The organism is Candidatus Nitrosomarinus catalina (assembly GCF_002156965.1).
GTDB classification, from domain to species: domain Archaea; phylum Thermoproteota; class Nitrososphaeria; order Nitrososphaerales; family Nitrosopumilaceae; genus Nitrosopumilus; species Nitrosopumilus catalinensis.
This window is the reverse complement of sequence record NZ_CP021324.1, coordinates 676,167-689,881: the sequence shown is the minus strand read 5'-3', so window position 1 is coordinate 689,881 and position 13,715 is coordinate 676,167. Positions and strand designations below refer to the sequence as shown.

The 13,715-nt window shown below is 30.8% G+C and carries 24 protein-coding genes and 1 pseudogene; 14 read left to right on the top strand and 11 right to left on the bottom strand.

The genetic code is table 11. From position 1 onward, the window contains the following. Positions 1–92: 92 nt before the first annotated feature. Positions 93–242, top strand: a complete 150-nt coding sequence (locus NMSP_RS08450) for a hypothetical protein (RefSeq protein WP_192866130.1) — start codon at positions 93–95, stop codon at positions 240–242. A 54-nt stretch (positions 243–296) separates the two neighbouring features. Then, positions 297–518, top strand: a complete 222-nt coding sequence (locus tag NMSP_RS04150) for a hypothetical protein (RefSeq protein WP_086907584.1) — start codon at positions 297–299, stop codon at positions 516–518. A gap of 4 nt (positions 519–522) precedes the next feature. Here NMSP_RS04150 and NMSP_RS08445 read toward each other — a convergent pair whose 3' ends face one another. Further along, positions 523–669, bottom strand: coding sequence for a hypothetical protein (locus tag NMSP_RS08445; RefSeq protein ID WP_192866129.1), 147 nt, complete (start codon positions 667–669; stop codon positions 523–525). 42 nt (positions 670–711) lie between these two features. Next, entirely contained in the window at positions 712–1,308 is a 597-nt protein-coding gene (locus tag NMSP_RS04145) for a protein-disulfide isomerase (protein WP_086907583.1), read from the bottom strand. A 77-nt stretch (positions 1,309–1,385) separates the two neighbouring features. Here NMSP_RS04145 and NMSP_RS04140 point away from each other — a divergent pair, with 77 nt between their 5' ends. Next, complete coding sequence (locus tag NMSP_RS04140) at positions 1,386–1,793, top strand: HIT domain-containing protein (protein ID WP_086907582.1); 408 nt, start codon at positions 1,386–1,388, stop codon at positions 1,791–1,793. On the opposite strand, the gene prf1 is transcribed toward NMSP_RS04140, so the two are convergent. The 3 genes and pseudogenes from prf1 to NMSP_RS08685 form a co-directional block, all read right to left on the bottom strand. Then, a complete protein-coding gene (gene prf1 / locus NMSP_RS04135) occupies positions 1,786–3,066 on the bottom strand; it encodes a peptide chain release factor aRF-1 (protein WP_086907581.1) in 1,281 nt (426 codons plus the stop codon). The genes NMSP_RS04140 and prf1 overlap by 8 nt on opposite strands. Before the next feature lie 55 nt (positions 3,067–3,121). Then, positions 3,122–3,577: pseudogene (locus NMSP_RS04130) on the bottom strand (DsbA family protein); the annotation flags it as partial. Between the two features lie 12 nt (positions 3,578–3,589). Beyond that, positions 3,590–3,766: a hypothetical protein gene (locus NMSP_RS08685; RefSeq protein WP_264080382.1), complete on the bottom strand. Its 177-nt coding sequence runs from the start codon at positions 3,764–3,766 to the stop codon at positions 3,590–3,592. A 197-nt stretch (positions 3,767–3,963) separates the two neighbouring features. Here NMSP_RS08685 and NMSP_RS04125 point away from each other — a divergent pair, with 197 nt between their 5' ends. The 7 genes from NMSP_RS04125 to phnE all read left to right on the top strand — a co-directional run bounded on the left by NMSP_RS04125 (position 3,964) and on the right by phnE (position 8,457). Next, positions 3,964–4,179: a CbtB domain-containing protein gene (locus NMSP_RS04125; protein WP_086907580.1), complete on the top strand. Its 216-nt coding sequence runs from the start codon at positions 3,964–3,966 to the stop codon at positions 4,177–4,179. 60 nt (positions 4,180–4,239) lie between these two features. Further along, on the top strand, positions 4,240–4,965 hold the full coding sequence (locus NMSP_RS04120) for a CbtA family protein (RefSeq protein ID WP_086907579.1): 726 nt from the start codon (positions 4,240–4,242) through the stop codon (positions 4,963–4,965). Between the two features lie 64 nt (positions 4,966–5,029). After that, entirely contained in the window at positions 5,030–5,365 is a 336-nt protein-coding gene (locus NMSP_RS04115) for an ArsR/SmtB family transcription factor (RefSeq protein WP_086907578.1), read from the top strand. Position 5,366: 1 nt separating this feature from the next. Continuing rightward, positions 5,367–5,717 (top strand): helix-turn-helix domain-containing protein, encoded by a 351-nt coding sequence (locus tag NMSP_RS04110; protein ID WP_086907577.1) that lies wholly within the window; start codon positions 5,367–5,369, stop codon positions 5,715–5,717. A 95-nt stretch (positions 5,718–5,812) separates the two neighbouring features. Next, positions 5,813–6,811 carry a phosphate/phosphite/phosphonate ABC transporter substrate-binding protein gene (phnD, locus tag NMSP_RS04105; RefSeq protein WP_192866128.1) on the top strand — a complete coding sequence of 333 codons (999 nt, stop codon included), beginning with the start codon at positions 5,813–5,815 and terminating at the stop codon, positions 6,809–6,811. 31 nt (positions 6,812–6,842) lie between these two features. Then, complete coding sequence (locus NMSP_RS04100; RefSeq protein ID WP_086908377.1) at positions 6,843–7,658, top strand: phosphonate ABC transporter ATP-binding protein; 816 nt, start codon at positions 6,843–6,845, stop codon at positions 7,656–7,658. After that, positions 7,636–8,457, top strand: coding sequence for a phosphonate ABC transporter, permease protein PhnE (gene phnE / locus NMSP_RS04095; RefSeq protein ID WP_318779024.1), 822 nt, complete (start codon positions 7,636–7,638; stop codon positions 8,455–8,457). Before NMSP_RS04100 ends, phnE begins: the two co-directional genes overlap by 23 nt. Here phnE and NMSP_RS04090 read toward each other — a convergent pair. Together NMSP_RS04090 and NMSP_RS04085 are read right to left on the bottom strand one after the other, a co-directional pair. Beyond that, a complete protein-coding gene (locus tag NMSP_RS04090; RefSeq protein WP_086907575.1) occupies positions 8,450–8,677 on the bottom strand; it encodes a hypothetical protein in 228 nt (75 codons plus the stop codon). The genes phnE and NMSP_RS04090 overlap by 8 nt on opposite strands. A gap of 5 nt (positions 8,678–8,682) precedes the next feature. Further along, complete coding sequence (locus NMSP_RS04085) at positions 8,683–9,708, bottom strand: formate--phosphoribosylaminoimidazolecarboxamide ligase (protein WP_086907574.1); 1,026 nt, start codon at positions 9,706–9,708, stop codon at positions 8,683–8,685. Positions 9,709–9,841: 133 nt separating this feature from the next. Between NMSP_RS04085 and NMSP_RS04080 the strand changes: the two genes are divergently transcribed. Genes NMSP_RS04080 through NMSP_RS08680 form a run of 3 tightly spaced genes read left to right on the top strand, consistent with a single transcriptional unit; the run spans position 9,842 to position 10,449 of the window. After that, positions 9,842–10,132 (top strand): rhodanese-like domain-containing protein, encoded by a 291-nt coding sequence (locus NMSP_RS04080; protein ID WP_086907573.1) that lies wholly within the window; start codon positions 9,842–9,844, stop codon positions 10,130–10,132. After that, a complete protein-coding gene (locus NMSP_RS08440; protein ID WP_192866224.1) occupies positions 10,123–10,260 on the top strand; it encodes a hypothetical protein in 138 nt (45 codons plus the stop codon). The genes NMSP_RS04080 and NMSP_RS08440 overlap by 10 nt, the downstream gene beginning before the upstream one ends. Positions 10,261–10,320: 60 nt before the next feature. Beyond that, positions 10,321–10,449 carry a hypothetical protein gene (locus NMSP_RS08680; RefSeq protein ID WP_264080405.1) on the top strand — a complete coding sequence of 43 codons (129 nt, stop codon included), beginning with the start codon at positions 10,321–10,323 and terminating at the stop codon, positions 10,447–10,449. A 552-nt stretch (positions 10,450–11,001) separates the two neighbouring features. On the opposite strand, the gene NMSP_RS08435 is transcribed toward NMSP_RS08680, so the two are convergent. From NMSP_RS08435 to NMSP_RS04065, 4 genes are read right to left on the bottom strand one after another with little or no spacing between them, the layout of a single operon-like run. Continuing rightward, on the bottom strand, positions 11,002–11,163 hold the full coding sequence (locus NMSP_RS08435) for a hypothetical protein (RefSeq protein WP_192866223.1): 162 nt from the start codon (positions 11,161–11,163) through the stop codon (positions 11,002–11,004). Between the two features lie 33 nt (positions 11,164–11,196). Next, positions 11,197–11,814, bottom strand: coding sequence for a hypothetical protein (locus tag NMSP_RS04075; protein WP_086907572.1), 618 nt, complete (start codon positions 11,812–11,814; stop codon positions 11,197–11,199). Positions 11,815–11,816: 2 nt separating this feature from the next. Next, positions 11,817–12,047, bottom strand: a complete 231-nt coding sequence (locus NMSP_RS04070; protein WP_086908376.1) for a hypothetical protein — start codon at positions 12,045–12,047, stop codon at positions 11,817–11,819. 45 nt (positions 12,048–12,092) lie between these two features. Then, complete coding sequence (locus NMSP_RS04065) at positions 12,093–12,287, bottom strand: hypothetical protein (RefSeq protein ID WP_086907571.1); 195 nt, start codon at positions 12,285–12,287, stop codon at positions 12,093–12,095. A 111-nt stretch (positions 12,288–12,398) separates the two neighbouring features. Here NMSP_RS04065 and aspS point away from each other — a divergent pair, with 111 nt between their 5' ends. Next, positions 12,399–13,709: an aspartate--tRNA(Asn) ligase gene (aspS, locus tag NMSP_RS04060; protein WP_086907570.1), complete on the top strand. Its 1,311-nt coding sequence runs from the start codon at positions 12,399–12,401 to the stop codon at positions 13,707–13,709. The last annotated feature ends 6 nt before the right edge of the window (positions 13,710–13,715 follow it).

Below are 13,715 nucleotides of genomic sequence, written 5' to 3'. Positions count from 1 at the left end.
TAGTATAATTTAGACTTTGTTGAATAATTTGTAATCTATCTTAAGATTTAACTTATCAAAACGCTTAAGTTGAAATAATTTTTACTCAATTCATGTTGTTTAAACTTCATAAACTCAAATGTGATAATGATCACTACACAAATGCTGTGGTTGCTGAGGGTGAAACATTAGAAGAAAATCTAAAAAAATTTACTTTGAGAAGTATGTGTAAAAGCTGTTGTTTGCCATTACATGAATGTTAGTTAGATTTGTAATAATTTTAATCATTTAAATTGTAAAAATTTAATGTTTAGAATATGTCTGATGATTCAAAAGTTGAACAAAAAGCTCTTGCATGTCCTGTTTGTCAAAGCAATAAAGCAATGATTGCAGGAGAAAATGTCAAATTAGGTGGAAAATTTGAAGATAAGGAATTTTTAACAACTGAATTAACTGTTTTAAAATGCACTAAATGTGGTTATTTCATGTTCTTTGATAAACTAGCTCAGTTTACCACTAAAGAAGAATCAAAATCCTAACTAACTAATTGACAGGTTGAATTCTTCGAACATTTTTTCTAAATTCTTCATTTTGAAAATGCTCATCACATACAAGCCAAATTAATTCATTATCATCTCTTTTTCTGAATTCTATAAAGTATTTTTCAGTTTTATCGCAACATCTTTTCATTATTATCACTATTGATTGTTCTGAATTTAATAATAAAATTATCTATTTAATAATTTCTTGATTTTCTAACTGTTTCAAGTATTCTTGAACTTGTTCATCTGTTTCTCCACCAAATGTTATCAAAATTTTGTCATCTTCCATTATTTCATATGCTCTGATATCTGAAACTCTCTCACCATTGATGAAATACTTCAACGAATATTCCTCATTAGTACAAAATGATTTTCCATCTGGAAATATGTAACATTGTTCATCTAATCCTATTGATAATGAATTAAACAAATATTCCAACTCTACACCCGTAGCGTGTTTGTGAATGGTTGAACCATCTCGAGACTCAAAGTGTATCCATGGGGATTTAATCTGATAAGCTGGTGCTGAAAAATCAAATTCATCACCAAATATTTTCACTAAAATTGCTGCATGTGAATGGTCACTTCCTAATGCTCCTGCATTTTCAGGACCTCCAGGAGCTTCTACAGTCATGGTCAAAAACAAAAATCCGGCATATCCGACAATTACCGCAATAACTCCTAAAACACCTACTGCAATCAGGGTCTGTTTTCTTTTTTCTGCAGAGTGTTTAGTAGCATAATTTTCACGCTTTATTTCACGTTCTTTTCTTTCTTTTCGACCCATAACAGTTCAAACTCTGAAATTTACCCCTATAAAAGATTCGATATAAACAATAAATAAAATCAAAAATGGACTTAGTTATGGCATGTATTTTTTGTGATATTTTATCTGGAAAGCGTGATGGTCACATATTGTATGAAGATGATAGTCATTTGGTATTTTTAGACAAATATCCTATTGATGATGGTCATACTCTTGTAATTCCAAAAAAGCATTATGAAAGAATTACCGATATGGATCCTGAGGATGTAGGTAAAATTTTCACTTTGATTCCAAAAATTGCAAAAGCTGTTTTGTTAGGATCAGGTGCAGATGCATTTAGTTTAGCTCAAAACAATGGAAAGGCTGCAAAACAAATTATTCCACATGTACACATTCACATTATTCCAAGATATAATGACAAAGGTACTGTTTGGACTAAACGTCAAATTCCAACTGATGATGTATTGTCAGAATTAGCAGAAAAAATAAAATCTGCTATTACTTAGTGTGACCTGGATTATATCTCAGGATTGCTCCAATTTTTCCTAGACTTCCCAACATATTACCATGTTCTGCACTACCTGAAATAACTTCTAACTGTGTTCCTGTTTTTGCTGCAAGAATTTGTAAATAATCTACAATATCTTGTTCATTAACTTCTGTATCCATTGCTTTACAATCTGGACATGGATTGTTTTTGTATTCTGTTTTTTTTGGAATGACTAATTGTCTTTCTACAATTTCTTCTTGAATTTTTTTACAACGTTTGCATTCTGCTTCCACTCTGTGCAGATTTGTATTGTCTGTAATCAGTAAAATTTGAACAACATTATTTTTTAGAAACTCAATTACTTCTTGTAATCCGTATGAACCCTTGCCCGTATTTGTATTAATTTCTCTAAATAGATCTTCAACTAATTTTTTTTCTTCAACTAATCTAAAATTACCCAAAATGTCTCCAGATTTGGCAAATGCTTCTCTAATGCCTTCAGCTCCTGAATAACTTGCATCAATGGTATTGATAATATTATTTTGTAATCTGTATTCTAGATAATTTCCATTAATGAAATCTTCTTTTGTTGGACCAGGTCCAGAAATAATTAATCCTTTTACTGGATAAATATCGATAAAATATTCTCTTGTAGTTTGTGCAACTCGATTGTAGAAGTAACTTAATTCCATTTCTCTCAATTTTTGAAATCTTTTTGCAGATTGTCCCCCTTGTCTGTGTTTTCCTGCAACTCCTGAACCTGTTTGTGATAAAACTTCAATTTTATCTCCATGTAATAATCCCCAGCCTGCATCCTTTGCATCTATGGACAAAAATCCAATCAGATTATCATCTTTTAGCATATCTTTTAGGATATCAACATGAAAATGGTCATCACATCTGTAAAGATATTGATTCAAATCTTTTGGAGGCTCAATCTCCCATGCTGTAACTACTTCACTTCCAAGAGGTCCCCCTTCTTCAGGTGGTAATGCACCACAAAAAACCACCAATCCTTTTTCAGGCGTTTTTTTGTACATTTTTAATTTTGAAACTACTTTGCCAAGAGAATCTACCACGTGAGATCTTGTTAAATCTGATTTTATGTTATCGGCAGTACCTTGTTCTTGTTGTAATGATCCAATAATTTCGTGAAGTTGTTTTCCTTTTGGTATGTATACTGTAATTAATTCTGTTCCTCTACCTGATTTTTTAGATAATTCTTCTAAGGTCTTTCTAATTTTATAGAGTTTAACTGAATCTTGTTTTTCTATGTTGATTTTTACCATTCAATAATTGTCCTAATTCTCGGATATTAATCAATATTGATTTGGATGATTTTTTTTATCTTAATTCGTCAAATGTTTTCAAAAATACTTCTAAGGGTTGATTTCCTCTGATTTTAATGATGTTTTCATTATTAAATACTAAAAATGATGGTGTTGCATCAATTCCAATTTCTTTTCCAAAATCATAAATTTTGTCAATTTTATTTTCATACTTGTTTTCATCTAAACAGTTGTTGAACTCATTGATGTCTAATTGTATTTCTTTTGCAAATTCTGTTAATGAATCTCGTGTGATCCACCCTGTTCTTTCTCCTCCCCAATTTTTGTATAATTCATCATGATATTGCCAATATTTTTCTTGATCATTTGCACAATAACTTGCTTGTGCAGCAAGTTTTGAATCTAGACCGTTTAGCGGAAAGTCTTTGAAAATAACTTTTACTTTACCTGTTTGAATAAAATTCTCATTGATTACATCTAAAGTCTCTTGATGAAATTTGTAGCAATATGTGCACTGATAATCTCACCATTCCAAAATTGTAATAGGTGCGTTAGAATAGCCTAAAACTGGGGAGCCATTTTCTATTAAATTTGACTGTGTCAATATTTTAGAATCTATACTTTGTGGTTGATATAGTACCAAAAATGAACCTGCAACAATTCCGATCAAAATTGGAATTAAAAAATAATAATAATTCATAATTTCATCCTTGATGAATATTCTAAATATCTTGTTGGAATCTATAATTTTCTATTAAATTTGATTTGGATTTTTTTATAAATTAAATTTAGATTTGAATCCATGGATCATGTTATTTTTTTAATACAAATTTCTTATTTTTTGGATCTTTTTTCTATATCAAAGAACATAAATAGATTCAACAAAAGGTAATTTTGATGTCTGAAGTTAGACAAATTAACAAATCTAAATCTGCTGTATCAAAAGTAGCAATTTTGGCATTGGCCATAGTTTTTGCAGCAGGGTTATTTGTAGTAGGTTTTGATCAAGGCCATGTCTTTAGCATAGTCTATGGTGAACAAGCATTTGCAGACCTTACAATTCATGAACTCACTCACGATATGAGACATGCAGCAGGATTTCCTTGTCACTAGTGACAATATAGAAATGGAATTATCGCATTCTATTAATCTCGGTGAATTTTTACTCAATCATTGAAAACTATTGTTTTTATTTTAATTGTTCTTATTTCTGGCGGTTTAGCAGGTTTAGTTCATGGAACCATAAATTTTGCTATAGTTGAACCATATTTGGATCAAGCAATCGGTCTTGAAAATGAGAGTTTGTTTGCATCTGGAGAGGCTGAAGATACTTTGGAATTTTGGGCAGAATATGAAAGTTATAGAATTTGGCAAAAAAGTGGTCAGGTATTAGCTGGAGTAATTTTGGGACTTGCAATGGGTTCGTTATTTGGTATTGTGTTTGCATTGTCTAGAAATTCTTTACCTGGAAAAAACATTGTAACGAAAGCCATATTTTTGTCAGGTCTCATGTGGTTCACACTTTATCTAATTCCCTTTTTGAAGTATCCTGCAAATCCACCCACAGTTGGTGAAGCAGATACGGTAGTATTACGAATGATTTTGTATGTTTCCTTCATAATCATATCTGGTATCGGAGTAATTGTATTTTACAAATTATTAACGAAATTAAATAAAAATAAAAAATATTTTGCATTAATTGGATATGCTGGATTAATGACAATTGCATTTATCATAATGCCTGACAACCCAGATGAAATAACTGCACCAATGAATTTAGTTAATGAATTTAGATTTGTGTCTGTGTTGGGTGTCTCATCCTTTTGGGGTTCTGTTGGAATAATCTTGGGATTATTTTGGAAAAAATTTGATAAGACATCGAATTTAGAATATTCTTAATTCTTATTCTAGAGACTGAGAATTAGTATACTCTCTTTATATACAATAAGATATCGTAAAAAACATGTCTAGAAAACTAACATTGCCTCAATTAAAAAAATATGATATTAGTCAAAAAGTGATTGAAGCACTAGCTGATTCTGAATCAAGAGCAATTTTATTTTCAATTGTTAAAAAAGGAAATACTGCTGCAGAATTATCTGATAAATTAAAAATTCCACTTAGCTCTGTTTATAAGAAATTATCAGATCTTGAAGAATTGACATTGATTGAGGTAGAGAAATGGATGTTATCTGATAAAGGTAGAAAATACAAAGTCTATAGAAGTAGGATTAAGCAGGCTGAAATATCCATAAAAAAGCCTGAACCAGTTTTAATATTGGTTTCAAATACCAAATAATGTGTCTAAAAAAAGCATAATTCAGCTATCTGAATTTGATATTAATCAAAAAATCATAGAGGCTATGAGCAATGTATGCACTCGTTCAGTATTGTTTTCAGTAAAAAATGAATCAAAAGATGTACCAACAATATCTGAAGAATTAAAAATTTCGATATCCACAGTTTACAAAACATTATCCAATTTAGAAGAACTTGCATTGGCTGAAGTTGATAAATATGTCATAACCTCTGATGGCAAAAAAATCAAACTTTACCGAAGTAGGATTGGTAAGGTAGAAATTACTTTAGATGATCTTGAACCCAAATTACATTTACATCCAAATACCTTAAACTCTAAATCAAATTCATAGAAATATTTCATGTTCTCATTCTATAGATTTAGAATAGTTGATTAGAAGCAGGTTTGACTTTAAATAATCTTAGCTGACACTAATTTTTGAATTAAATGAACCAAAACATAATTCTGGCATTAGTCGCTGTATTTGCAATAGTTGGTGTTTCTACATTAGCCGTTTCATCTACAATGATGAGTGCTCCGACAACAACTGAAGTTGAATATGTTACTGTTGATGCAAATGCAATTGACGTTGATTCTTTAACTATTGGATTTATTCCAGTTGAAAAAGCTGATGAATTAACTCCAAAAGCTCAAGTTCTAGAAAAATTCTTAGAATCTGAATTAGGAATTGATGTTGAAATAGTTGTTCCAACAAACTATGAAACTATCATTGAAGGAATGCGATTTGGTCATATTGATGCTGCATTTATGGATACTGGACCTGCATGGATTACCCATGAAAGAACAGGTGCAGAAGCTGTATTGGCAGAATTAGTCAAGGGTAAGGTAAACTATCAAGCAACCGTTTGGACATCTGCAGACAATGATTCAATTAACACAATTGAAGATACTGTGGGCAAACGTGTGGCATTTACCAGTATTACTGGTTCATCTGGGTTTGTAAGACCTATGGGAACCCTGGTAACTGATGGTCATATCAACATTGAAGGTAATGATATTGTTGCTTTGGAGCAAGCACTAGCAAATAACTTTGAAAGTTATACATTTGCAGGTGGTTACAAGGCAGCATTGAATTTACTCTTAAAAGGTGATGTTGATGTTGCATTTGGATCAGATATTGCTCCAAAAAAATACCTTAGTTTAGAAGACCAAGCAAAATTACGTCCAGTTACTACAATTGGACCTGTACCATCACACGTCTTTATGGTAAGTTCTAGTATGTCTGAACCTACTAAAGACAATCTAGTTAGTTCATTGATTAAACTCAATTATGATGAGCATAATTCAATTCTAACTGATTTGTATGGTGCTGAGGCACTAGTTCCAACAACAACTACCATGCATATTGGTGAATTTGGAACCTTTATTGATGTCTTAACTGGTCTTGATCAAAAAATCCTAGACAAATATGATAAGAGCAAATAAAAACTGGCAGATTAGAATTGATATAAATTCAATGGCCAAAACTCCCCCTTTTTCATTAATTTCTACAAAAAAAATTATCCAAATGAATGATGTTTGGACGTCGTATGATTCTCAAAGCTATGCATTGGAAGGAGTAAATCTTTCAATTGATAGAGGTACAAATTATGCAATAGTTGGACAATCTGGCTCAGGTAAATCAACACTTTTGAAATTAATGAATGGAATGATGACTCCTAGTAAGGGGGCAATTAAAATTGATTATCTCACTCCTAACATGAATAATAAAAAATTTAAAAAAATGATGCATACAATAGGTTACATCCCACAAAGTTTGGGATTGGTAAAAAATGTTAGTGTCTTAGATAATATTTTGATTGGTGCTTTACCTAGATTAAATAGAATACAATCTATTTTAAAACAATTCCCCGAACATGAAATTCAAGAAGCAAAAAGAATTTTAAAATTAGTGGGATTGTCTGGTAAAGAATCACGTAAAGCATACATGTTAAGTGGTGGTGAAAAAAGAAGAGTAGCAATAGCTAGAGCATTAATGCAAAAACCTACAATTTTACTTGCAGATGAAATAGTTTCAGAATTAGATCATGTAACTTCCAGAGAAATAATGAATTTAGTTTTAGATGCTCAAAAGAAAATGAATCTTACTGCAATAATGGTTCATCACGATATGAAACTTGCATTAGAGTTTGCTAACCGTGTTGCAGTAATTAAAGAAGGTCAGAAGATTTTAGAGATTGGTGTTGAAGGTGATACTATTGTTGATTTTCAAACTGGAGATATGAGTATTGAAGAAATAATGGAGATGTATAATACTGACTCCAAAGAATAATATCATAATTGCAATTATTGTTGGACTTGTTGTTGTTGCATCATATAATGTAGAAGCAAACCCTTTAGATTTTGCAGAAGGAATACCACATTTAGCAACAATTGCTTCTGAAATATTTGTTTTAGAAAATATAGTTGAAGATTTGAAATATATTCCAACTGCATTATGGGCCATGCTTGAGACTCTTCAAATGGCATTCATTGGAACTGTGATAGGAGTTGTGATTGGATTACCTCTTAGTATGCTATCTGCTCGTAATTTGAATAGCAAGTATGTTTATGCACCTACTCGTGCTTTATTGGCCATAATTCGTACTTTTCCTTCCATATTGTGGGCATTATTGTTTGTAATTATGGTAGGTTTAGGACCTTATGCTGGAGTTTTAGCAATAGTGATGTATACTATAGGATTTGTTACAAAATTACAATACGAATCAATTGAAACTATTGATTCAGATCCTATGGATGCTGTTAGTTCAATTGGCGTTAGTAAATTTCAATTAATTCGATACGTTGTACTCCCTGAATCTGCATCACATCTCTTGGGTCAGATATTGTACATGTTTGATTACAATGTTCGACAAACTAGTATTTTGGGAATCGTTGGAGCTGGCGGAATTGGATTCTTCATAATTAATTATATTAAATTCTTTGAGTATGGAAAGGCTGCAATATTTTTAGTTATAGTTCTCATCACTGTATTGATTATTGATTGGGTAAGTGTAAAAATCAGAGATAAATACATAATTAAATCTCAACATGGTGTAGAAATAAAACCTAAAAAATCTCTATTTAGTTAGATTTTTTTTCAGAATCTAAAGGAATCTGATTACAACTGCCGCATCCATTCTTTCTTGTACCAAACCAAATGAATGCAGATGGCAATAATAGATAAAGTAACATTGCATTTTCAAACCCAAACAATGTTTTATTTTCTAAAACATATCCTGCTGCTATAATTACTGCAGATGAAATTAATCCAACTGCAGAAATTTTATTGATTTTATCTTTTAATGTCATTATTTCTAAGTAGTAATTTTATCAAGCTGGTTTGATTCTGTTGCAGTTTTTACTTCTCTTGCAATTCTTTTACCCATACTCATATTTTCATTGAACAATAATGAATAGTATGGAGAACCGTCCATGTAGATATTGGTACCAGCAACTATTCTTGCTGAAAATTCAAATGATGTAAATTTAGCATTTTCATCATAAACCCCTTCAATACAAAATGGGCCGTTCATTCCTGGTGAAACAACTCTTTTTGCAGCTTCTACAAAATTCTCACCCATTGTGTATACTTCATCTAACAAAGATTCTCTCAAAACTAGAGGGCTGTTTCCAATCACATTAAATGATGGAACTTTTGTTGATTTCATTTGCTGTTCTGCAGGAATTCTTCCAAGACCTTCGATATCGGATTCATGTCTTTGATCAACTCCAAAAAATTCTAATTCATTTGTTAATGGTGAATAAAAGAATTGTAAATATGCTAAAACTCCTGCAGCATACTCTTGAATGTATAATGTTTCATCTTTTGAAAGTATGCCTTCAGAAATTAACTGATTTCTTTTTGTATTGTAATCATCCTCATTTGCTGCCATAAAGTATCCTTTACCTCCAGCAGCACCTTGTCGCTTTACGATAACTAATTTTTCAATATCTTTAGGTTCTGTAACTGGTTTTGGCATAGGAAGTGTTGCTTCTCTCATGAGTTTTTCTTTCATTTCTCTGTCTGACTCCCATCTTAGAATCCATTTGTTTCCAAATACTGGGGTTTTGATGGATTCAATTTCTTCAGAATTCATTTGTGCAATTAGAGTTCCATGAGGAATCAAAACTGCATTATTTTCTTCAAGTGTTTTTTGACATTTTTGATCTAAAACTTCCTTAAACGAGTCCACGATAATTAATTCATCAATGAATGGAAATCTGCGATATAATTTTTCTCGTTTTTTCTCACAAACTAACATTGTTTTGAGTCCTTCATCTTTTGCACCTTTTAAAACCTGTAAGGAGCAATGAGATCCCAATGTTGCTATGGTAGTCATTTTCTTAATCTAACTCAAATTTTGTACTTTATGAACTATTGGGGATATTCTATAAATTCACGCCTAATTTACTGATTATTTGTCTCAAAAACTTCACCTTCAAAGATAAATTACTCTGTATATCAGACTATGTATGGCTGATAAAATAACTGCAAAAGAATTGATGTCTCAAAAAAATGATTTTGTGATCTTGGATGTTAGGGAATCTGATGAATTATCAGGTGGAATTATTGAAGATTCTATCCATATGTCTTTGGGTTTGTGTATTAGAAATGTAAAGAAAAATCAAATTGAAGATTTGAAAAATAAGAAAATTTGTACGTATTGTGGAACTGGATATAGAGGCAATATTGCAGCTGATGAATTAATTAAAGGTGGATTCAATGCAGTAACCCTAGAAGGGGGTTATTCAAAATGGATGTAAATAATTCTATAGACGAAGAAAACAAAAAGATAGACGAAGAAAACAAAAAGATAGACGAATACAATATCAAAGTTGACAAGTATAATGATGCAATAGATAGGGGCGAAGACCCTGATGATAATTTCTAATGGGCTTTCATGATGGAGGATAACTCAAAAATTCCCACAAAGGAGGAAATAATTAAAAATATGGCAAAACACTTGCAAACTAATTTTGAAGATGGTGAGGAAGTATTGCTAAGAACATATGATTTAGCTTTTATCAAAGGTAAGATGGAAGCAATTTCTGAAATGAAGAAAAAGGAAATAGAAAAATAAAGATTTTTTAAAAATAATTCCTTTATCAAGAAAATTTTATAATCAAATGACTTGTCTATTCAACTGTTTCATTTTAAAATAAATACGGACTATTTTTTATTATATTATGGATAAAAGAGATGTTTTGGTATTGTGCTCTATTATAGTAGGAGCTGGAATTCCTGTAGGATTAATGGTTTTAGTGGCAAATGGGATTATCAAATTACCTATTGGCTAAGAATATTTCAATTAATGATTTGTTGAGGAGAAATGCCTCAAAAAATCAACCTTAGAAAAGAACTATGATTAAGATAATTCGATGTCCTGAAGAGATATGACGTATCGACGTTCTTTACCTCACCAAGACATATCTGATGTTAGATCGCACTAGTATATTTAGATCGCGGTTTAATGTTATTACCAATAAAATAATGAAAATCCATGACTCTTGCAGTAAATATTGATTGATTTGTGCATAGAGTACAATGAACTAACATCAGACTACATTAGAATTATTGATCGTTAATTAAAGAAGCCAAGGTAATTTTATCATAATTACTATTTTTCATATTTTTAATTTGAAGGTGAATTTTTGTACTCAAAATATTCTTGAATTTCTTCAGATAATTTATTGATGAGTCCCTCACTGTTAAAATCTATTTTCTTTAACTCATCCCACGTTTTTTCAATTTCTTGTTTTAGGACAAATAACGTTCTTTTATCATCACAATGCATGTATGATAAAAACATCTGTAAAATTTATCTTTTTTATTTTAAATAATCCAGAAATATTGGGTGGATGTTTTTATTTTTTGAGAGATAATCATACATACTCAAATCCATTGTTTTAAACATATCAGAAAATAGACTTGGATTTGCAATGCCAATGGTAAACAATATTGGAATAATTTTATCACACTTGTCAATCTCTTCTTTTAGTTTAATTGGATTATTTGATTTGTTATAATTAATCAATATTTTCCATTTATTTTTTATTTCTTTTATTTTATTTTTAAGAAACACCTCACCTGTTTGCGTTAATTCAGATAAATCATGAGGTTTTAACCCTAATTTTGAGTAGATTTTTCTAATACTTTCTTTGTCCTTTACACTTAATGTTTGATTTGTATTTTGAGTATATTGTTTATATTCAATTGAATTTAACCAATTTTGAATTTTCATTTTTAATTCTGGGGATGGTTCATGATTCATCCTTTGCATCATTTCTAAGTCAAAAAATTTTTCACAACTTTTTACTAACTCTAAAGCACTAATTTTGATCATTGTTTTCAAATCTGTATCGTGCATAGCTGCAAGTACTACTAAATCAATTGAAGTTAAATTTGATATTATCGTATCGTAATTTGATTTCTTAGATATGTTCATTATTATTTTGATTCACTAATTTTTGATGACCTATGTGCAGATGTAACATAACGAAATACTTCATCAATTAATTCCACACTTAACTCTGATTTGATTTCTTCAGGAATTACTTTTAATACAAAATCATACATTGTGGTATTTTTTGGTAATTCGTCTCTTTCTTGAAGTAATGAAAATACTGCAATTCCATTAGAAATCACTGAAATCATTTTTTCTTTGTTTGTGAGGGTCATAACAATAATCAAAAATTCTCGGTAATTAATCTAAAACTATTAGAATTAGATAATTGATTGAAATCCTTTTTGTTTCTCAATAATTTGTAATAATTCAGGGGTTGTTTCTAGAATTTGTAGATCTATTGGAACACTATGACCATATCCGTCATCTGAAGTGTTTTGAGAAGCATGATACCCTACATAGACTGCTGTACCGATGAACATTACAATTACTAGCGCAATCAAGATATTTGCCATATTGCTTTGAATCTGCCTTTAGGGATGTAAAAACATTATGAAAATCCTCTTTTTTGGAAGATCATTTTGAAAAAATTAATTACACCAGAAAATATGGAAATATTATAAATTATGATTGAAACTGAACTAGGAAATTTACGCAGATCCCATTATTCTGATCAAATTAACCCATCAATGGATGGCACTGAGGTAACTGTAATGGGGTGGATCTTAACAGTTAGAGGACATGGAAATATCAGTTTTGTCACTATCAAAGATAAAAATGGCAGTCTTTCAATTATTGCTAAAAAAGGAGATTGTTCTGATGAAATTAGAGAAAAAATATCTTCACTTAAAGCTCATTCATCTATAGGAGTTACAGGAAAAGTAAAATCCTCTGAAAAAGCTCCTGGCGGATATGAAATTATTCCAACGGAATTGCGAATTTATTCTGAAGTAACAAAAATTCCTCCATTTGAACCAACAGTAAAAACTGTAAAAAATATTGATACTCGTTTAGAAGTTAGACCAATTGATCTTAGAAGAAATGTTTTACAACATGTTTTCAAAACTAGAAGTTTAGTTTTAAAAACAATTAGGGACTACTTTAATGAACAAAATTTTGTTGAAATTAATACTCCAAAAATGATTGCAACAGCTACAGAAGGCGGTGCTGCGCTATTTCCAATATTTTATTACAATAAGGAAGCATTCTTAGCTCAAAGCCCCCAACTTTACAAAGAACAATTGACAATGAGTTTTGAAAAAGTATTTGAAATTGCACCAATTTTTAGAGCTGAGCCATCTCGAACAAATAGACATTTAGCTGAAGCAATTTCTATTGATTTGGAAGAGGCTTTTGTAGATTACAATGATGTAATGAGCAGAATTGAAGACATCATAAAAGTCTCAATCAATGCAGTTAATGAATATATTAAAAATAATCCTGATTCTGAATTTACTCCAACTCCAGTTCCTGAAAGTATTCCAAGATATACTTATGATGATCTAGTAGATAGAATGCAAAAAGCAGGTGCTAAAACAGAGTGGGGCGATGATTTGTATCCTTCAAATCTTAAAAAAATTGGATTAGATGGATTTTATTTTATTACTGATTGGCCTCTAGGCCCAAAGCCATTTTACGTAAAAGATAGTAAATCTAACCCAAAAATTTCTGAATCCTTTGATTTGATGTTTGGCGACTTAGAATTATCTTCAGGCAGTACAAGAATTGAAAAACGTGATGAATTAGCTCAAAGAATGAGCAATAAAGGTATGAAAACGGATTCCTTTGAGTATCATCTTAATGCATTTGATTATGGAGTCCCACCTCACGCTGGTTGCGGTATTGGTCTTGAGAGATTAATCATGGCTCTAACAGGTACTGAAAATATTAGAGATACCACATTTTATCCAAGAGATGTTGACCGTCTTACCCCGTAGATTAGT